Source organism: Marinobacter adhaerens HP15 (assembly GCF_000166295.1).
Taxonomy (GTDB): Bacteria; Pseudomonadota; Gammaproteobacteria; order Pseudomonadales; family Oleiphilaceae; genus Marinobacter; species Marinobacter adhaerens.
This window is the reverse complement of record NC_017506.1, coordinates 2,819,826-2,839,098: the sequence shown is the minus strand read 5'-3', so window position 1 is coordinate 2,839,098 and position 19,273 is coordinate 2,819,826. Positions and strand designations below refer to the sequence as shown.

The window sequence follows — 19,273 nt, the reverse complement described above, 5'->3', positions numbered from 1 at the left end:
TTATAGCGAAATAGTCTTTGTCGATCTCGGTAGAATGCCGGAGAGACAAACAACTAAGAGGGTACAACTATGAGACCGCAGCAATCACAGACGCCCGAGCTTGTCGATAGCCGGCAGGCGATTCGTGATTATTATCTCGCTGACGAGCACAAGGTTATCCACGAGATGATTGCCGGTGCCCAGTTGTCCCAGGCCGAGCGCGACGCCATTTCCGCTCGTGCGGCTGAACTGGTACGCAGCGTTCGCAAGAATGCCAAGTCCACCATCATGGAAAAATTCTTGGCGGAGTATGGCCTGACGACCAAGGAAGGCGTTGCCCTGATGTGTCTGGCCGAGGCGCTGTTGCGCGTGCCTGACAACACCACCATCCACGAGCTGATCGAAGACAAGATCACCTCCGGTGCCTGGGGCACCCACGTGGGCAAGGCGTCCTCTGGGCTGATCAACACCGCCACCGTTGCCCTGCTGATGACCAGCAACCTGCTCAAGGATTCCGAGCGCAACACCGTGGGTGAAACCCTGCGCAAGCTGCTCAAGCGCTTCGGCGAGCCGGTTATCCGTACGGTGGCCGGTCAGGCGATGAAAGAGATGGGGCGACAGTTCGTTCTGGGTCGCGATATCGATGAAGCCCAGGATGAGGCCAAGGAATACATGGCCAAGGGTTACACCTATTCCTACGACATGCTGGGCGAAGCTGCCCGCACCGATGATGACGCCAAGCGTTACTACGACTCCTATTCCAACGCCATTGACAGCATTGCCAAGGCGAGCAAGGGCGATGTCCGCAAGAACCCGGGCATCTCGGTCAAGCTCTCCGCCCTGCTGGCCCGTTACGAGTACGGCAACAAAGAGCGGGTCATGAACGAGTTGCTGCCCCGGGCCCGCGAACTGGTCAAAAAGGCCGCGGCTGCGAATATGGGCTTCAATATCGATGCCGAGGAGCAGGATCGTCTGGATCTGTCTCTGGATGTGATTGAGGAGCTGGTGGCGGATCCCGAGCTTGCAGGCTGGGACGGCTTTGGCGTGGTTGTTCAGGCCTATGGCAAGCGCTCCTCTTTCGTACTCGACTGGCTCTACGGGCTGGCCGAGAAGTACGACCGCAAGTTCATGGTGCGTCTGGTGAAAGGTGCCTACTGGGATGCTGAAATCAAGCGTGCCCAGGTTATGGGTCTGAACGGGTTCCCCGTGTTTACCCGCAAGGCCTGCAGTGACGTCTCGTTCCTGTCCTGCGCCACCAAGCTGTTGAACATGACGAACCGGATTTACCCACAGTTCGCCACCCACAACGCGCATTCGGTATCTGCCATTCTCGAAATGGCCAAGACCAAGGGTGTGGACAACTACGAATTCCAGCGCCTCCACGGCATGGGCGAGTCCCTGCACAATGAGGTTCTGAAGGTCAGTGGCGTGCCCTGTCGCATTTATGCGCCGGTTGGCCCGCACAAGGATCTTCTGGCGTACCTGGTGCGTCGTTTGTTGGAGAACGGTGCCAACAGCTCCTTCGTGAACCAGATTGTGGACAAGCGCATCACACCGGAAGAGATCGCCAAGGACCCGATTGTAAGTGTTGAGGAGATGGGCAATAACATTTCCAGCAAGGCGATCGTGCACCCGTTCAAGCTGTTTGGCGATCAGCGTCGCAACTCCAAAGGCTGGGATATTACCGATCCGGTCACGGTTAACGAGATCGAGAAAGGTCGCGGAGCCTACAAAGACTATCGCTGGAAAGGTGGTCCGCTGATTGCGGGCGAGGTGGCCGGTACCGAAATCCAGGTGGTACGTAACCCGGCCGATCCGGACGATCTGGTTGGCCACGTCACCCAGGCCTCCGATGCTGATGTAGACACCGCGATTACCTCAGCGGCGGCCGCGTTCGAGAGTTGGTCGGCCAAATCGGCTGAAGAGCGTGCTGCCTGCGTTCGCAAGGTGGGCGACCTGTACGAGGAGAACTACGCCGAGTTGTTCGCGCTCACTACCCGTGAAGCAGGCAAATCCCTGCTGGATGCGGTTGCTGAGATCCGTGAAGCGGTCGATTTCTCACAGTACTACGCCAACGAGGCCATCCGCTATAAAGACAGCGGCGATGCCCGCGGCGTGATGTGTTGTATTTCGCCCTGGAACTTCCCGCTGGCGATCTTCACCGGGCAGATTCTGGCCAACCTCGCGGCAGGTAACACTGTGGTGGCGAAGCCGGCTGAGCAGACATCCCTGCTGGCTATTCGCGCCGTGGAACTGATGCATCAGGCGGGTATCCCGAAGGATGCCATCCAGTTGGTGCCGGGTACCGGCGCAACCGTGGGTGCAGCCCTGACCTCCGATTCGCGGGTGAGCGGCGTGTGCTTTACCGGTTCTACCGCTACTGCCCAGCGCATTAACAAGGTCATGACCGAGAACATGGCGCCGGACGCGCCGCTGGTGGCAGAGACCGGCGGCCTGAACGCGATGATCGTGGACTCCACGGCATTGCCGGAGCAGGTTGTCCGTGACGTGCTGGCGTCTTCGTTCCAGAGTGCCGGTCAGCGGTGTTCCGCCCTGCGTATGCTCTATGTGCAGAGAGACATTGCCGATGGCCTTCTGGAAATGCTCTACGGTGCAATGGAAGAGCTCGGCATCGGCGATCCCTGGCTGCTGTCCACGGATGTGGGCCCGGTGATCGACGAGAACGCCCGCAAGAAGATCGTGGATCACTGCGAGAAGTTCGAGCGCAACGGCAAGTTGCTGAAGAAAATGAAAGTCCCCGAGAAAGGCCTGTTCGTTTCGCCGGCAGTTCTCAGCGTCAGTGGTATTGAGGAGCTGGAAGAAGAAATCTTCGGGCCAGTCCTGCACGTGGCCACGTTCGAGGCGAAGAACATCGACAAGGTGGTGGACGACATCAACGCCAAGGGCTATGGCCTGACGTTTGGCATCCACAGCCGTGTGGATCGCCGCGTCGAGCGCATTACCAGCCGGATCAAGGTGGGTAACACCTATGTGAACCGCAACCAGATCGGTGCCATCGTGGGCTCCCAGCCATTCGGCGGTGAAGGCCTGTCTGGCACCGGTCCAAAGGCCGGTGGTCCGCAGTACGTCCGTCGTTTCCTGAAAGGTGAAACGGTCGAGCGCGAGGCGGATTCGAACGCCAGGAAGGTGGATGCCAAGCAGTTGCAGAAGCTCATCGGGCAGCTGGACAAACTGAAGGCGTCCAGGCCTGAAGCTCGTATGGACGCAATCCGGCCCATCTTTGGCAATGTTCCGGAGCCACTGGACGCTCACGTGGAAGCGCTACCCGGGCCAACGGGTGAGACCAACCGCCTGTCCAACCATGCCCGTGGCGTGGTGCTGTGTCTGGGACCGGACAAGGAAACTGCTCTGGAGCAGGCGGGTACCGCGTTGTCACAGGGCAACAAGGTGGTGGTGATTGCACCGGGCACCCAGGATGTGGTCGATCAAGCGAACAAGGCCGGGCTGCCGATTGTTGGCGCCCAGGGTCTGTTGGAGCCGGAAGCACTGGCAACCATCGATGGCTTCGAGGCGGTAGTCAGCTGTGGCGATCAGCCCCTGCTGAAAGCCTATCGCGAGGCACTGGCCAAGCGTGATGGTGCGTTGCTACCGCTGATCACTGAGCACACGCTGGATCAGCGATTTGTGATCGAACGCCACCTGTGTGTCGACACAACGGCCGCGGGCGGTAACGCCAGTCTGATTGCCGCCTCGGAATAAGCGGCGACAATCGGTGCAAAACGCGCCCGGCGTCAGGTCTACCTGACGCCGGGCGCGCCTGTTTTCAGTCTCTGGTTAAACAGCATTCGGCGGCCTTCGGCCTCGGCAACGTCCGAGAGGAAGAAGCTCACCGATGATCCCGGCCCACGCTGGGCCAGAAGACCCGCATCCAGGGCGCTCAGGCAGCCGATTTTCGGGTAGCCGCCGATGGTTTGCCGGTCTTTCATCAGAACGATTGGCTGGCCATCTTTGGGCACCTGAATAGCTCCGTAGGCGATCCCTTCCGAAATAATCCCGTCCAGATCCGAATGAATCGCATCGCCCTTCAGGCGATAGCCCATGCGATCAATATTCTGGCTGATTTCGTAATCGCACGAGAAAAACTTCTCCCGCTGAACTATGGGGAAGCTCCGATACTGATAGCCGGGAATAACCCCCAGGCGCAGGTGTTGTTGATAATCGGGGACTTCCGGCTCGGGAAGAAATGCTTCAACAAACGATGCGTTTTTCTCAAACTCCAGCGTATCGCCCTTGGCAAGTTTCGCGCCTTTGCCATCCAGGCCGCCCAGGCCCTCGCGTGCCACGGTGGCGCAACTGCCAAGCTTCATGGCTGGCTTGAATCCGCCGCTGACCGCCAGGTAGGCCCGCAAGCCGCTCACAGGCGCGGTGAAGTCCAGTCTGTCGCCCTTATTGATGTGATGGGTGCGCCAGGGCGCAATGGCCTGATCGTTGATACGGGCGCCCAGATCGCCGCCGGTAATGGCAATGCAGGCCTCATGGTTCGCCTTCAGGCTGAACCTGCCAAAGGTGATTTCGATCTGTGGGGCATTGAGATCATTGTCCAGCAGGCGGTTCGCCCAGAAAAATGCAAACTCGTCCATGGGGCCGCCGGTGGTCACGCCCATATGCTGGTAGCCGTGGCGGCCGGCATCCTGAACAAGGGCGAGCATTCCGGGTTCGAGGACTTCAAAGCTCATCGAGGTTGCCTCCCAGCTCGAGGAATTCGTCCCGGCTTATGGCGCGAAAGCGCACCTGATCGCCGACCTGTACCAGGGCCAGAGAGTCGCTGTCCCAATCCACCATTTTCTGCGGCGTGCGGCCAATGATTTGCCAGCCACCCGGTGTGCAGCTCGGGTAGATTGCGGTTTGGGTACCTGCGATACCGACGCTGCCGGTAGGGACTTTCAGTCGGGGCGTGGATTTCCGCGGAATGGCAATCCGTTCGTCGGTACTTCCCAGGTAGGCAAACCCCGGAGCGAAGCCGATGGCGTAGACCTGATAAAGCTGTTCACTGTGAATGCGAACGACCTCGTCCCGGGACAGGCCGGCATGCTCGCAGACATCCTCCAGGTCCAGACCCACTTCGGGATCATAGTAGACGGGCAGCTCGACGATGCGGGCAGAGTCGCCCCCGGTGGAACCATCATCCTCGGAGTCGATCGCTGCGCGCACCCTGCGGACGATGGCAAACCGGTCAGCCTGTTCCAGATCCCAGGTCACCAGAATTGAGGTGTATGAGGGGACCAGGTCAACAATGAGGTCGGACATGTCGCGCCGCAGCCGGTCCGTGGCCCGCTTGACCAGGCCTGCGGATTCCGCACCGATCTGGTCGCCAAAATACACCATGCAGGTGTTTTCGCTGACCGACTCGATCCTCATAGCGCTTCCACGACCTGTCGCATATGCCGTGCGGCGTCGACGGCATGGTAGCTGTCGCCGTGAATACAGATGGTGTCCGCCTTGATCGGAATAGGTTTGCCCGAGATCGAGGTGACCGTTCCTTCGCGGATAATCTGGGTGACCTGCGCCTCAATGGCTTCGGTTGTCTCGTGCACGGCACCGCGAACCGACCGTTTTACCAGTCTGCCCTCGTCGCTGTAGGCGCGATCAGAGAACGCCTCGAACCAGACCTCGATGCCGTATTCGTCTGCGCGATCCTTGACCTGTTGCCAGTCCGGCGTTGCCATGACCACCAGGGGGCACTTTGGTGCGTAGGAGCGAACGGCGGACATAACCACGGACAAGGTGGTGTTATCGACCATCATCCGGTTATACAGGGCGCCGTGGGGCTTCACATAGGAGATGGAAGTGCCATGTACCTGGCAGATGCCGTTGAGCGCCGCCATCTGGTAAACCAGGATAGCCTTGAGCTCGTCCGGGCGGCAGTCCATGTCCCGACGGCCAAACCCCAGCAGGTCCGGGTAGCCCGGGTGGGCGCCAATGGTCACGTTCTGGGCCAGAGCCAGTTTGACCGTGTGGTCCATGGTCAGCGGGTCGGATGCATGAAACCCGCAGGCAATACTGGCCATATCAATGTAGGGCATGACTTCGGCATCCATGCCCTTGGTCCAGGTGCCAAAGCTCTCGCCCATGTCGCAGTTGAGTTTCATTGTGTACCTCCGAAAAACGTTGTGTCCTGCATTATCCCTGGCTCATGGTCTGGGGCAGGTAGGTGACAATCTCAGGGAACCAGCCGATCAGGAAAAGTGCTGCCATGATCAGCAGGAAGAACGGCAGGGCTGCCCGGGCCACGTACAGTATGTCTTTACCTGTCAGAGCCTGGATGACAAACAGGTTGAAGCCCACCGGGGGCGTAATCTGTGCCATCTCTACCACCAGCACAATAAAGATCCCGAACCAGAGCAAGTCGATGCCGGCCTGCTGAACCATCGGCATGACAACCGCCACGGTCAGAACCACAACCGAAATCCCGTCCAGGAAACAGCCGAGGAGGACGAACAGTACTGTCAGGCCAACCAGGAGTTCGAACGGTGACAGGGACATGCTGCCGATCCAGGCGGCCAGTTCCCGCGGAATACCCAGGAAGCCCATGGCCAGGGTCAGAAAGTGGGCACCGACGAGAATCAGGCCGATCATGCAGGAGCTTTTCACAGCGCCCAACAGGCTGTCCTTGAAACTCTGGATGCTGAGTGAACCGGTTGCGGCCGCGATGATCAGCGCGCCGAACACGCCCAGTGCAGCGGCTTCGGTTGGCGTGGCAAAACCGGTATAGATAGAACCGAGTACGAAAATGATCAGGCCGACGATCGGGAGCAGCATCTTCAGGGCCTTGATCTTGACCGAGAACGCCAGGTTTTCCTTTTTGGTGGTTGGCAGCTGATCTTTGTTGAGCTTGGCCCAGATCATGGTGTAGCCCATGAACATGGCAACCAGCATCAGGCCGGGCAGAGCACCGGCAATAAACAGGCGGCCAATGGAAACTTCCGCGGCCACGCCATAAACAATCAGAATAATGGAGGGTGGAATCAACAGCCCCAGCGTGCCGGAGCCGGCCAGCGTGCCTACCGCCATCTTGTCGCTGTAACCCTGGGCCTTCAGTTCCGGCAGGGTCATTCGGCCAATGGTTGCGGCCGTGGCAGCCGAGGAGCCGGAAACTGCCGCAAAAATGCCACAGCTCAGAATATTCACATGGAGGAGCTTGCCGGGCAGTCCGCCCATCCAGGGCGCCAGCCCCTTGAACAGATCCTCGGAAAGTCGGGTACGAAAAAGAACCTCGCCCATCCAGATGAACATGGGCAGGGCCGTCAGGGACCAACTGGTGCTTGCGCCCCAGCTCGACGTGGCGAACAACAGGCCGATCTGATCGTTGCCTGAGAGCAGCAGGCCCAGAACGCCAATGCCAACCAGCGTCAGAGACACCCACACGCCCACCGCGAGCATCAGGATCATCGCCACGGCCAGTACAATGGAGAGAAACGCGATATCCATTACACGTCCTCCAGGTTCAGCTCGTCTTCATGCTGCTGATAGGACGGTGTGCGCTTGCGAATCACAGCAACCAGATCGTCCAGGATGGCAATGTTGAGTGCGGTCATCCCCAGTGCAACCGGAACCTGCGGGATCCAGATGGGAACGGGAATATAGCCGTGGGAGACCTCCTCGAAAATGTAGGATTCCCAGACCATGTGCCAGCAATAGAATGTCATATAGCAGGCGAGTGCGAACCCGAAAATAAGTACGACCAGCTCCTGCCAGAATCTCGGCCGTGCCGACCACTTCTGGATAACCAGGGTGACCCGGATATGGCCGCCGTTATGAAAGGTGTAGGCAAGACCGAAGAAGGTGGAGGCTGCAAGCGCCCAGCCGGACACGTCTTCCGCTGATGGAATGATAAAGCCGAACAGGCGGCCGACGATCTGCGCCAGGATGACGACCATGATCAGGGCGATGCAGAAACCAGCAGCGTAGCCGGATGCCAGATAAAATTTCTCTCGAAGAGAGTTCATAACGGATGCCTCCCGGAACAGCCTCCCGATACTCGGGAGGCTTCCGTTGAGTGAACTTTTAGCGGTAGTTGGAGAGGATAGCGCCGACTTCTTCCGGTGCTTCCTGTTTCCACTCTTCCACCATGATGTCGCCGATCTTCTGGAGTTCGGCCATCAGTTCATCAGACGGTTCGGAGACCGTGATGCCATTTTCCGCCAGAGTGGCGGTGTCTTCCGCGGCGGTCTTGCGAACGCCTTCCCAGCCTTTGGCCTCGGCAGCAGCGGCCGCATCCAGGATCACCTGGCGCTGTTCATCGCTCAGGCGACGGAAAGCACGCTTGTTGACGACCACAACGTTCTTGGGAATCCAGGCCTTGATATCGGTGTAGTGGGAAAGGTAATCCCAGGCCTGCCCGTTGGCGCCTGTCGACGGTGAGGTGATCATGGCATCGATAATGCCGGTGCTGAACGCCTGCGGGATCTCGGGCACCTGAACCGTTGTCGGGGTTGTGTTCATCAGGTCAGCGAGACGCGAAGTGGAAGGGCTGTAAGCCCGCATCTTCAGGCCTTGCAGGTCTTCCAGGGTGTTGACCGGGGCTTTGGTATACAGGCTCTGGGCGGGCCATGGCACGGTGTAAAGCAGGGTCATGCCTTCCTTGTCCAGCTGCTTTTCGATCTGGGGCTTGGCGGCTTCCCAGAGTCTTTTGGCATCTTCGAAGCTGGTTGCCAGGAACGGAATGTTGTCGTGTTTGAACACCGGATGGGTGTTGCCCATGATGCCGATGAAGATTTCACCCAGCTGCACCTGACCGGTTCTTACTGCCCGGGGAATTTCCGGGTGCTTGACCAGGGAGGCACCGGAATGAACGGTGATGGTGAGGTCACCATCGGTGCCGTTTTTAATGTCCTCGGCAAAACCGTAGGCAATCTGGGTAGGCAGGTTGGCATCGCCGTAAGGCGTTGGCATGTGCCATTGCTGAGCCTGGACGGATGAAGTCAGCAGCGCCCCGGTAACCAGGGTGGCTGTGGCGAGTTTTTTGAACATAACGAATCTCCCGTGTTTCTGTTTTTTTATCGTTTCAGTTGAACGGCGGCTTCAGAGTACCGCCAGTTCTTCATTCAGCCGCTCGGTAAGCAGCATTTTTCCCGGTACATGGGTTATTGCGAAAGGCAGGCGCGCGTTCTCGAGGGCCAGTTGCGGGGTAACCCCGCAGGCCCAGAACAGCGGAAGCTCGCCCGGCCTGATCGTTACCGGATCTCCAAAATCAGGCTGGTTAACGTCCTGGATGCCAATGAGCGCCGGATCGCCGATATGAACCGGTGCACCGTGGGCCTTTGGCAGGCGGGTCGTAATCTGTATCGCGCGGATTGCATCCGCACCATTGAACGGGCGCATGGAGACCACCATGTTGCCACTGAACGGGCCGGCGGGCCGGGTAGCGATATTCGAGCGGAACATTGAAACGTTCCGTCCCTCGTCCACGTTCCGCACCGAGAGCCCGGCCCTGATCAAGGCATCCTCAAACGAGAATGAACAGCCCAGGACAAAGGTCACCAGGTCGTCCCGCCAGAGGCTCTTGAGGTCTGTGGCTGTCTCTGCTCGCTCGCCATTCCGGAAAACCTGGTATTCAGGCACATCGGTCCGGATATCCAGATCGTGTCCAAGGTCGGGAAGGGTCGGGTCCCCGGGTTGAGACATGCCGATCAGGGGACAGGAAACCGGGTTATTCTGACAGTATAGGAGAAAATCCCCGGCCCATTCGGACGGCAGGATGACCACGTTCCCCTGCAAGAGGCTGTTGGCCAGGCCACTTGTAGGCGCTGTGTGGGCGCCCGAACGAATGCGAGCGCGTAATTCTGAGGCCTGATCAAGCAGGTTGTTCTTGAAATCGGAATACGCACCGGTGTGCATGACGGTAACCCCTGATTGAAATTGTTTTTTACAACTAATTTTCAGGGTATACCGGCTGGTGAAAAAGTCTAATTATCGTTTTTTAGGTCTGGCGATAAGTTTTCGTGATGTGTTGTCCGGTCGTATTCGTCAGAAACCATCACGCCAAGGTTTGCTGCCAGTTCGGCAATCGGGTTGAAAGGGGCACCGGAATAAGACGCGGTGAAGGCGAGCTCGGAGGGCGTCCACGAGGTATTGAGCTGGACCAGACGACCGCTTTCCAGTTCATGCTTGATCACGCTCAGCGGAAGCGTAGAGATACCAATGCCATCCAGGGTCAATTGCCGGCAGGCTGCCAGCGAACTTGAGGAATAGAAACGGGCAGGGAGTTCGTCCATCTCGCTGAATTTCTGGCTGATTTCAGCAAAGGGTTTGGTGTTCCTGGCATAAGTAATGATGGGCCATTCGGCCAGCTCCTTGAGAGCCAGGAGCCGATCCGGGAGGTTGAGCTCGGGACTGGCGACCCAGATCAGTGGGAAACTGCAAAGCGCGCGGTTTTCAATTTTCGGCTCAGATACGGGCCCCATCAGGAAGGCCAGATCGAGGCTCCGGTCCAGCAAACCGGATCGGAGGTTGCCGGAGACATCCACGGTAATTTCCACATCCAGGTTGGGGGCCGTTTCGTGCAGTTCCCGGAAAAAACGCGGCAGCCAGGAGTGCACAATCGTTTCGGAAACCCCGAGCCTGAGAATGCCGGAGAGCGAGGCCCCCCGGTCTGCGCGCTTGCGCAGCTGCTGGGCCATGAAGACAATTTTCTCGGCATAGGGCAGTAGCTCCTGCCCCTTGCTCGTCAGCTTGCTGTGCCCGGATTCCCGCTCGAACAGCCTGACGCCAAGCTCATCTTCAAGCGCGGCAATTCGGTTTGAAATGGCTGGCTGGGTGGTGTGCTGGTGCTCGGCGGCCTTGCGGAAGCTGCCAAGCGTTGCAACCCAGATGAAGGTCTCCAGACGCTTGAAATTCATTGGTTATTGGACCTCTGAGGGGCCTACAGAGCGGCGTAGCGCTCGTGGAGGATGCCAACCCTTTCGACATAGGCCTTTGTTTCGGCGTAGGGCGGTACCCCCTGGTATCGACTGACGGCGCCAGGCCCCGCGTTGTAGGCGGCGGTGGCCAGCCGGATGTCACCATTGAACCGGTCGAGCATCTTGGCCAGATAATGCACCCCGCCACGGATATTCTCGGCAGCCGCCAACGCGTTCCGTACACCCAGTTCTTCAGCCGTGCCGGGCATGAGTTGCATCAGCCCCTGGGCTCCCACCGGTGAGAGGGCTTTTTCATTGAATGCCGATTCGGCGTGAATCACAGCGCGGACCAGCGCGGGATCAACCCCGAACTCCTGTGCCGCGGTCTGGATTTCTGAATTGAAGGGTTTGGTGAACAGCGGCGTTTTGCGCCAGTCGACGCTGGATTCAGGGTCGCAGGCGTAGCAGTGGAAACGGATAACGTCGAACTCGGCAGCAGCCGGCTGAATACTGCTGTAGGCAACCACGCCGTTGTCATCCGTATAGCGGTAGACGGTGTCGTTACCGCTGGAGGCTCTGGGCTGGCTGGCACTTTTCACGTTGGTGAATTCGACGGTGCCATCCGGGTGCACGATACGCTTGATGCCGTCCGCCAGGGCGGATGCGGACAGGGCAAGCACAAGAGCTGCGATGGATGGGATCAGAAGAGATCTGCCGATGTTCATTACTCACTCGCGAAAGATGCCGTCTGTGGCCGGCTTCAGGTATTCTCTGAAAACCGCCGTTGGCTGAATTATACGGGCTTGCGGGTCGGAATAAAGCGCGCGCTGTGTCGTAAAAATGTTACGTTCTGCGTTTAATGCCGGCCAGTTCTCATTCTATGGAGAGGTCCCTCTAAAGCATCATGGTTAACCCGACCGACACACGCAACCTCGTTCTCATCGGCATGCCCGGCAGTGGCAAGAGCACGGTGGGTGTGCTGCTGGCCAAGCACCTGGGCCTCGGGTTTGTCGATACCGATTTGCTCATTCAGGAAGAAGCCGATCGTACTCTCCAGGCAATTGTAGACCAGGATGGCTACGAAGCCCTGCGTCGAATAGAAGAACAGGTGCTTCTCAAGCTGGATGTCCGGCACAAGGTGATCAGCACGGGAGGCAGCGCGGTCTACAGCGCCCGGGCTATGGAGCACCTCAAGAGCAACGGCACCGTGGTGTTTCTCGACATCCCGCTTGAACTGGTTATCGAGCGAATCGGCGATCACTGCATGCGGGGCATTTCCCGGAGGCCGGATCAATCTTTGGACGCCCTGTTCGAAGAGCGTTTTGAACTGTATTCCCGGTATGCGGACGTGACGGTGAAAGGGGAGGGTCTCAATCAGGATCAGGTCTGTGAGGCGGTGGTAGAGAGCCTTATTTCTCCGCAACACTGAACTCCAGTATTAGCTCAAGTTAAGGTGCATCCAGACAGACCTCGCTGCTACAGTCCCATGATGTGTTGGGAGGACTTAATGATGAAGAACTGGACTTACGCACTTGCGATCGTTTTTGCCGGACTGTTTTCAGGAACGGCTCTGGCTGAAACATCACCCGAGGATTCTTCCGTGGAGTCGCTTAAGCAGGAAACCCGTGAGTTGGGTGAGGCGCTTCAGGAGTATGGTTCTGATCAGAAAGAGCAGGCCGAGGATTCGATCAACAAAACATTGTCGGCCCTGGATAAACGCATCCAGGAGCTTGAGCAACAACTTTCGAAAAACTGGGACGATATGAGCGATACCGCCCGAGAGCGGTCCCAGAAGAGCCTCGAGTCGTTGCGGGAACAGAGGGCGCGTGTTCAAAACTGGTATCAGGAACTGAAAGACAGCTCGGCATCTGCCTGGGAGAAGGCTCGAAAGGGATTCTCCGATGCCTATGAAGCGCTTTCAGAGCAATGGAACAGCACCGAGGAGGAGTTGCAGGACTCGGAAAAGCGCTCCGACAGCATCTGACCTGGCCCAGCGCTGGCCAAGTCACCTCCGCCCGATCAAGACGTTTCTTCCGGTACTGGTTCGGGCGGCAGTCTCTTTCCCGCCAGATTCTCCATCAGTCTGCAGGTCACCAGATCGCCCGTCACGTTGATGGCCGTCCGGCACATATCCAGGATTCGATCCACACCCATGATCAGTGCGATGCCGCTGGGAGGAATGCCCACGGTTTGCAGCACCATGGCAAGGATCACGATGCCTACCCCGGGCGTGGCGGGAGAGCCGATGGACGCGCCCACAGCCATGGCGACCACGAGCGCCATACTGCCCATGCTGAGATCAATGCCGTAGACCTGTGCCAGAAAGATGGTAGCAACGGCCTGGTAGAGAGCCGTGCCGTTCATGTTGATGGTGGCGCCCAGGGGAATCACGAACTGGGAAACCGACGGCCGGACACCGAGCTTGTCTTCGGCGGTTCTTATGGAAAGCGGCATGACGGCCGCCGAGCTGGATGTGGAAAAGGCCAGCAACAGCACATCCCGGGTGTCTTTCAGGAACCGGACGGGGGATTGGCCGGCGAGCAGCTTCAGGATCAGCATGTAAACGCCCAGAAGTACCAGCAAGCCCGCAATGACGGTTGCAACGTAGGATGCCATGCCCAGCATTGCCCGGAATCCCAGGGTGGTTGTGAGTTGGGCCATCAGGCCGAACACGGCAATGGGGGCAAGGCGCATTGCCCAGCGTACGACCGTCATGCAGATTTGCTGGAGGGAATCGAGCAGGTCCAGCATGGGCCTGGATTTTTCCGGGGCCATGCTCACCAGGGCAATGCCGACAATGATGGAGAAGATCACCACCTGGAGCATCTGGCCTTCAACCATGGCATCGAGCGGGTTGCCCGGTAGCAGCCCGATCAGGGTCTTGGGCAGTTCATCCACACCCGGCATGGAGGCAACAGGCACACTGTTTTCCCCGGCTGCAACGGGAGTGCCGAGCCCTGCCATCATTCTGCCGGGGTTGATCAGGTCGCCGATCCAGAGACCTATCGATGCTGCCATGGCCGTCGTGATTACGAAAAAGCCGGTTACCCTCAGGCCGAGCTTTCGCAACTGTTCAAGGTCTTCACCGGCGGCGAGCCCGCGAACCACCGAGGCAATTACCAGGGGGATTACGATCATCTGGATGGTGGCGAGGAAGAGTTGCCCCGGGAAAGCCAGCCAGTTACCGATCAACGTCCCGGTTTCCGGTTCCACGAGTCCCACCGACGGTCCCAGGAGCGTGCCTGTAATCAACCCGAGGAACATGCCAATGAGCACCTTCAGCCAGAGCTTTCCCTGCACCAGCCCCGAGAGGTAGCTGCTGAGATGACGCAGTGGCCGTGGGTAAAAATCGCTCGTCTGGTTTGGCATTGCCTTGAATCTTCCCTGTTTCTGTTGGAGCTATCCTGCAAGCATAGCCCATGCTGGCTCTGCGTTTGTGAGGCAGATCAATCCGGCATCAGGTTGATTTCTTCGGCAGTCAGGGAGCGGTATTCGCCGGCCGCCAAGTCGTCGTCCAACCGGATATTCCCCATTTGTTCCCGGTGCAGGGCTGTTACGCGATTACCGACGGCATGGAACATGCGCTTTACCTGATGGTAGCGGCCCTCGTAAATGGTCACTCTGGCTTCACAGGGGCTCAGAAGATCCAGGTCAGCAGGTGAGGTGGTGAGTTGCTCGAACTCAAACCAGATGCCCTCCGCGAATCGATGAGGGGTCTCTGGAGAAATCGGATAGGCTGTGCTGACCCGGTAGACTTTCGGGATCTTGATTCGGGGCTCGGTGAGCTGGCGTGACCAGCGGCCATCATTGGTGAGAATCAGCAGGCCCGTGCTGGCGCGGTCGAGTCGTCCGGCAATGTGCAGATCCTCGCGCAGTTCTGGCGAGATCAGCTCCATCACGGTCCGATGGGTGTCGTCGAGCGTTGCACTCAGAAAACCTGCAGGTTTGTGGAGCATGAGGTGATGGCAGGCTTCAGCCTCTTGAATGATATCGCCGTCCATCCGTACGCATGAAAACCGATCCACCTCGGCAGCAGCATCGCGGCAGGTGACGTCATTTACGGCCACCCGACCGGAAGCAATCAGAAAATTGGCCTGACGGCGACTGATGTCATTCCGGTTGCTGAGAATTCGTGAAAGCTTCATGGTGTGAATCGGCTATGCTGAATGTAAACCCCCGATAATAATACGAGGAAATGCCATGCCATTCTCTGTTGATCACCTTGCCGAACTCAATTTGCTGGGCCAATTTCCGTCCACCTCGACTCAGGAAGGGCTCAAGGTTCATGCCCATTCGGCGGCTCCGGAAACGGTGAAGGCCGCCGAAAACCTTCATGCCAAGGGGCTGATCAGCCAGAAAGATGGCGGCTATCTCACGCCGTTGGGGGCAGAGGCAGTCGATCTGACCCAGAAACTCCAGTCGATTCTCAGTAGCTCATAAAGCGCGGATGACCTGTCCGGCCTTTGAGACCCGGTGCCCTCCCGCGTTAGGGTGAGGCCATGAGCAACTGGAAGAAGTCGCCCGTCCTCTGGATGGGCGGGAGCATTGCCGCCGTTGGGCTGATAGTCGGTCTGCTTTACGCCTTCGGTGTGCATCAGCAGGTCGTCGAGCTTCTGCGCTGGTTTGATACCCAGGGGGCCTGGGCGGCTCTCCTGTTTGTCGGCATCATGGTGCTGGCCATGGTGCTGCTTCTGCCAGGGGTGTTGTTGACCACCGGAGCGGGTTTCGTGTTCGGCGTGCTGGAAGGCACAGCCTACGTGGTTGTGGGCACTACTGTGGGTTCGGCCATTGCCTTTCTGGTTGCCAGGCATTTTCTGGGTGAGCACGCCCGAGTGTACATTCGCAGCCGCGCGCGATTGTCTGTCGTCAGCAACGAAATGGCGCCTCACGGCTGGAAAATTGTACTGCTGACCCGCCTGATCCCTTTCTTCCCCGGCAAGCTGTCCAATTATCTGTTCGGTCTCACCAATTTCTCGTTTGGCGGTTTCGTTGTCGGCACCTTTTTCGGCGTGATTCCCTTTTCCCTGCACAACGTGTATCTCGGCTCACTTGCCGCCGACCTGTCAACTCTGGGTGTGCGGGAAACCGGCCGTTCACCCCTGGAGTGGGCCATTTACGGTGCCGGTTTCGTAGGCACGGTACTGGCCGTGGTGTTTCTCAATCGTCTCGCCCGGCGGGCACTCGCCCGTTACAAGGTCGAGACTGAGCCAACAGAACAGGAGGCAAACGAATGAGCTGGATGAAGTGGCTGCCCTGGCGTTACCTGGTAAAACGCGTGGCCCACCGCCATGGTTTCCTGGATCCGATCGCGCTGCTCGGGAAACTTCACAGTTTTGCCCAGCCTTCGGAAGTCGGCGAGCCCATCGAACTGCTCAGGGCCGGCGTGGTTTTCCATGCGCGGGGGCTGATCAACAGTCGGGTCATCCAGCACAACCTTGATTGGGTCTGGCCATACTGGGTGGAGCGCCAGTTCGACCCCGAAGACATTGCCTTCATTCCCCGGGCATTTTCGATTACCCACATCAATCTCAGTAACCGTAACTGGACGGCCATCGGACAGCCGGATGTGGATGAATTGCCCGTGGTGGATCCCCGGGGGTTGCTGACACCGTTCCATGACGGCTGGTCACTGGATGCGTGGCTGCTGGCGGACGATGGCCGATGCCTTCTGCTTTCACGTTGCAAGACGGCCCGGCAACGCCAGGAACTTGAGGGTGGTCCCTGCGTGGTCACAGAGTCCGAACTGGACGGGCTGGCCCTGACCAGTCGTTCCCGGGTGGTAGTCGAAAACGGCCGGGCGGTTTGCGAAATGGTCGTGAAGGCCCGGGCCGAGACTTCCGGCTCTCTGGTCATATCCTTGCGCCCCGCCAATCCTGAAGGAATCAGCTTTATCAACAAGGTCCGGCTGTCCGAGCAGAGAGACGCCTGGACCGTAGATGGCAAGCAGGCGGTGTTTTTCAGTCGCCCGGCAGAGCGTCATCATGTGTCGAACTATCGCGAGGGTGATGTTCGGATTCACTTGCAGGACAAGGAAGACCAGAGCGAAGGGCAGTGCGACGTCGGCATGGTCACCGCAGCGGCCCTGTTCCGGGTCGAAGCAGGTGAGGAGTCGGAGCTCAGGCTCAGAGTGCCGCTGCAGGATGAGTCGGCGCCAGTCATTCGCTCTGACGGCTGGGCGGCCGCCCTTCATGGCCATGCCCGCCTGGAGTGCCCCGACGAAAACTGGCAGTTCCTCTATGACGCCGCCCTGAATTCCCTGGTGCTGCACTCTCCGGAAGATGTGTACCCCGGGCCCTATACCTACAAGCGTTTCTGGTTTCGCGATGCCGCGTTCATTATCCATGCCTTGCTCTGTGCAGGTCTGACAGATCGCGCTGAGCGGGCGCTCTACCAGTTCCCGGCGCGGCAACTGAAAAACGGCTATTTCCGCTCGCAGGAAGGGGAATGGGATGCCAATGGAGAAGTGCTCTGGATTCTGAGGCGGTTCCATGAGCTTACTGGTCGACCTCTGCACCGGGAGTGGCAAGAGCCGGTGCGCAAGGGCGCTCGCTGGATCGAGAATAAACGCCTGAGTGAAAATATCGAAGGGCCTCACGCTGGCCTTTTGCCCGCCGGATTCAGCGCCGAACACCTGGGGCCCAATGATTATTACTACTGGGACGACTTCTGGGGCATCGCCGGCCTGAAGGCCGCCGAATCACTGTTTGCCCCGATTGACCGGGAAACCAGCGAGCATTTTGGCGCCGGTGCCCAAGAGTTCAGCCAGACGGTGGATCGCAGTCTGGCAACCTGCGAGCAGCGACTCAAGCGACCGGGAATGCCGGCCTCGCCCTATCGCCGTCTGGATGCGGGCGCCATTGGCTCACTGGCGATGGGTTATCCGACCCAGCTGTGTGAGCCGGATGATCCCAGGTTGCTGGACTGTGCCGAATTCCTCCTCGAAAAATGCTTTGTGAAAGGGGCGTTCTATCAGGACATGATTCACTCGGGTCTTAACGCCTACCTCACCCTGCACGTGGCTCAGGTCCTCCTGCGTGCGGGCGATGCTCGATTCCTGGATCTGGTGGATGCGGTGGCTGGCCTGGCATCGCCCACCGGGCAATGGCCGGAAGCCATTCATCCGGCGACCGAGGGCGGCTGTATGGGCGATGGTCACCATGTCTGGGCGTCGGCCGAGTGGGTGTTGATGGTCCGCAACTGCTTTGTCCGGGAGGAGGGAGATCGTCTCATTCTCGGAGCTGGTATCCCTCCACGGTGGCTGGAGCAGGACAAACCAATCCGCTTCGGGCCGGCACCGACCAGTTTCGGATCCGTGTCCGTCACCATTACGCCCCGGCCGGGCGCAGCACCCGAAGTCACCTGGGAGGGTAACTGGCACGATTCCGAGCCGGCTATCGAAGTAAGGCTGCCGGAGACCCGTGCCTGACAAACTGTACTGGTCACGAAACCGGATTTCTGTATCTGTTTTGTTTGCCTGCTAACTTATAAAGTAAGCTGACTGACAAATACATCGAATCCGGTTGAGTTTCATGCGCTCACTGTTTTACTCGTTTTTCGTGCCCGCGCTGTTCGTCTGGCTGTGGAGTACTGGTTTTATCGGCGCCAAGTACGGTCTGCCCTTTGCGGAGCCGTTTACGCTGCTGCTGATCCGCATGCTGCTGACACTGGTGGTGCTTGGAGCCCTGGCCTGGGTCATGAAAACCCGCTGGCCGGGCTGGCGAGGTGCCGGACACCTTGCGGTTACCGGGATGTTGGTGCATGGCTGCTATCTGGGCGGTGTCTACTACGCGATTCAGGATGGCATGGCGTCCGGAATTGTTTCCCTGATTGTGGGGCTGCAACCCCTGGTGACGGCTGCGGCGGCGGTGGCAATCCTCAAGGAAACAGTCAGCGGACGTCAGTGGATTGGACTTATACTGGGGCTGGTCGGTGTCGCGCTTGTCCTCCTCGAGAAGTTCGGTATGAGTGGTCAGGCCTCCGGCTTTTCTCCCTGGAGCCTGCTTTGGGCGGGTTTTGCCCTCGCTGGAATTTCCATGGGCACGGTCTACCAGAAGCGCTTCGGCGCCAGCGCGGATCTGGTGGCCGGCACGCTGATCCAATTTGCGGCAGCGGCCGCCCTGTTTGCCATTGGAGCCTTCGCCCTCGAAACCCGCGAGGTTGAGTGGAGCCTGCAGTTGCAGTTGTCCATGGCCTGGCTTGTGATTGGGTTATCCACCGGCGCCGTCCTTCTTCTGATGTGGCTGATACGCCAGGGTGCTGCTTCCCAGGTGGCCAGCCTGTTCTACCTGGTGCCTCCGGTTACCGCGCTGGAAGCGTATCTGCTGTTCGATGAGCGCCTTGGAGGACTGGCAATGACAGGCGGGCTCATCGCTATCGTTGGTGTGGCTCTGGTTGCCACCCAGAAAAAACCAGCCTAGGAAGGGTGTCCGGGAGTG

At 58.8% G+C, this 19,273-nt stretch carries 18 protein-coding genes; 7 read left to right on the top strand and 11 right to left on the bottom strand.

The window, feature by feature from the left end; translation table 11 throughout:
* The first annotated feature begins 69 nt into the window (after positions 1–69).
* Positions 70–3,699 (top strand): bifunctional proline dehydrogenase/L-glutamate gamma-semialdehyde dehydrogenase PutA, encoded by a 3,630-nt coding sequence (gene putA / locus HP15_RS13355; RefSeq protein ID WP_014577959.1) that lies wholly within the window; start codon positions 70–72, stop codon positions 3,697–3,699.
* Between the two features lie 38 nt (positions 3,700–3,737).
* On the opposite strand, the gene HP15_RS13350 is transcribed toward putA, so the two are convergent.
* The 9 genes from HP15_RS13350 to HP15_RS13310 form a co-directional block, all read right to left on the bottom strand.
* Positions 3,738–4,676, bottom strand: a complete 939-nt coding sequence (locus tag HP15_RS13350; RefSeq protein ID WP_014577958.1) for a 5-oxoprolinase subunit C family protein — start codon at positions 4,674–4,676, stop codon at positions 3,738–3,740.
* Positions 4,666–5,358, bottom strand: coding sequence for a 5-oxoprolinase subunit PxpB (pxpB, locus tag HP15_RS13345; protein ID WP_014577957.1), 693 nt, complete (start codon positions 5,356–5,358; stop codon positions 4,666–4,668). Before pxpB ends, HP15_RS13350 begins: the two co-directional genes overlap by 11 nt.
* Positions 5,355–6,089 (bottom strand): 5-oxoprolinase subunit PxpA, encoded by a 735-nt coding sequence (locus HP15_RS13340; RefSeq protein WP_008173825.1) that lies wholly within the window; start codon positions 6,087–6,089, stop codon positions 5,355–5,357. The genes pxpB and HP15_RS13340 overlap by 4 nt, the downstream gene beginning before the upstream one ends.
* A 31-nt stretch (positions 6,090–6,120) precedes the next feature.
* Positions 6,121–7,428, bottom strand: coding sequence for a TRAP transporter large permease (locus tag HP15_RS13335; RefSeq protein WP_014577956.1), 1,308 nt, complete (start codon positions 7,426–7,428; stop codon positions 6,121–6,123).
* Positions 7,428–7,946 (bottom strand): TRAP transporter small permease, encoded by a 519-nt coding sequence (locus tag HP15_RS13330; protein ID WP_014577955.1) that lies wholly within the window; start codon positions 7,944–7,946, stop codon positions 7,428–7,430. Before HP15_RS13330 ends, HP15_RS13335 begins: the two co-directional genes overlap by 1 nt.
* Before the next feature lie 58 nt (positions 7,947–8,004).
* Complete coding sequence (locus HP15_RS13325) at positions 8,005–8,970, bottom strand: TRAP transporter substrate-binding protein (RefSeq protein ID WP_014577954.1); 966 nt, start codon at positions 8,968–8,970, stop codon at positions 8,005–8,007.
* A gap of 51 nt (positions 8,971–9,021) precedes the next feature.
* On the bottom strand, positions 9,022–9,837 hold the full coding sequence (locus HP15_RS13320) for a putative hydro-lyase (protein WP_014577953.1): 816 nt from the start codon (positions 9,835–9,837) through the stop codon (positions 9,022–9,024).
* 68 nt (positions 9,838–9,905) lie between these two features.
* Positions 9,906–10,838 (bottom strand): LysR family transcriptional regulator, encoded by a 933-nt coding sequence (locus HP15_RS13315; protein WP_014577952.1) that lies wholly within the window; start codon positions 10,836–10,838, stop codon positions 9,906–9,908.
* A gap of 23 nt (positions 10,839–10,861) precedes the next feature.
* The gene (locus HP15_RS13310) at positions 10,862–11,563 is read right to left on the bottom strand and encodes a lytic transglycosylase domain-containing protein (RefSeq protein WP_014577951.1); all 702 of its coding nucleotides are present in this window, start codon (positions 11,561–11,563) and stop codon (positions 10,862–10,864) included.
* Positions 11,564–11,742: 179 nt separating this feature from the next.
* On the opposite strand from HP15_RS13310, the gene HP15_RS13305 reads away from it, so the two are divergent.
* A complete protein-coding gene (locus HP15_RS13305; RefSeq protein ID WP_014577950.1) occupies positions 11,743–12,267 on the top strand; it encodes a shikimate kinase in 525 nt (174 codons plus the stop codon).
* 78 nt (positions 12,268–12,345) lie between these two features.
* Positions 12,346–12,822 (top strand): hypothetical protein, encoded by a 477-nt coding sequence (locus HP15_RS13300; protein WP_014577949.1) that lies wholly within the window; start codon positions 12,346–12,348, stop codon positions 12,820–12,822.
* A gap of 35 nt (positions 12,823–12,857) precedes the next feature.
* On the opposite strand, the gene HP15_RS13295 is transcribed toward HP15_RS13300, so the two are convergent.
* Positions 12,858–14,207: a dicarboxylate/amino acid:cation symporter gene (locus HP15_RS13295; RefSeq protein ID WP_041645455.1), complete on the bottom strand. Its 1,350-nt coding sequence runs from the start codon at positions 14,205–14,207 to the stop codon at positions 12,858–12,860.
* 77 nt (positions 14,208–14,284) lie between these two features.
* A complete protein-coding gene (locus HP15_RS13290; protein ID WP_014577947.1) occupies positions 14,285–14,983 on the bottom strand; it encodes a pseudouridine synthase in 699 nt (232 codons plus the stop codon).
* Positions 14,984–15,038: 55 nt separating this feature from the next.
* On the opposite strand from HP15_RS13290, the gene HP15_RS13285 reads away from it, so the two are divergent.
* The 4 genes from HP15_RS13285 to HP15_RS13270 all read left to right on the top strand — a co-directional run bounded on the left by HP15_RS13285 (position 15,039) and on the right by HP15_RS13270 (position 19,255).
* Positions 15,039–15,278 carry a TIGR02647 family protein gene (locus tag HP15_RS13285; RefSeq protein WP_008173849.1) on the top strand — a complete coding sequence of 80 codons (240 nt, stop codon included), beginning with the start codon at positions 15,039–15,041 and terminating at the stop codon, positions 15,276–15,278.
* A 59-nt stretch (positions 15,279–15,337) separates the two neighbouring features.
* Positions 15,338–16,072 (top strand): TVP38/TMEM64 family protein, encoded by a 735-nt coding sequence (locus HP15_RS13280; protein ID WP_014577946.1) that lies wholly within the window; start codon positions 15,338–15,340, stop codon positions 16,070–16,072.
* Positions 16,069–18,264, top strand: a complete 2,196-nt coding sequence (locus HP15_RS13275; protein ID WP_014577945.1) for a hypothetical protein — start codon at positions 16,069–16,071, stop codon at positions 18,262–18,264. The genes HP15_RS13280 and HP15_RS13275 overlap by 4 nt, the downstream gene beginning before the upstream one ends.
* Positions 18,265–18,367: 103 nt before the next feature.
* Positions 18,368–19,255, top strand: a complete 888-nt coding sequence (locus HP15_RS13270) for a DMT family transporter (RefSeq protein WP_014577944.1) — start codon at positions 18,368–18,370, stop codon at positions 19,253–19,255.
* Positions 19,256–19,273: the final 18 nt, after the last annotated feature.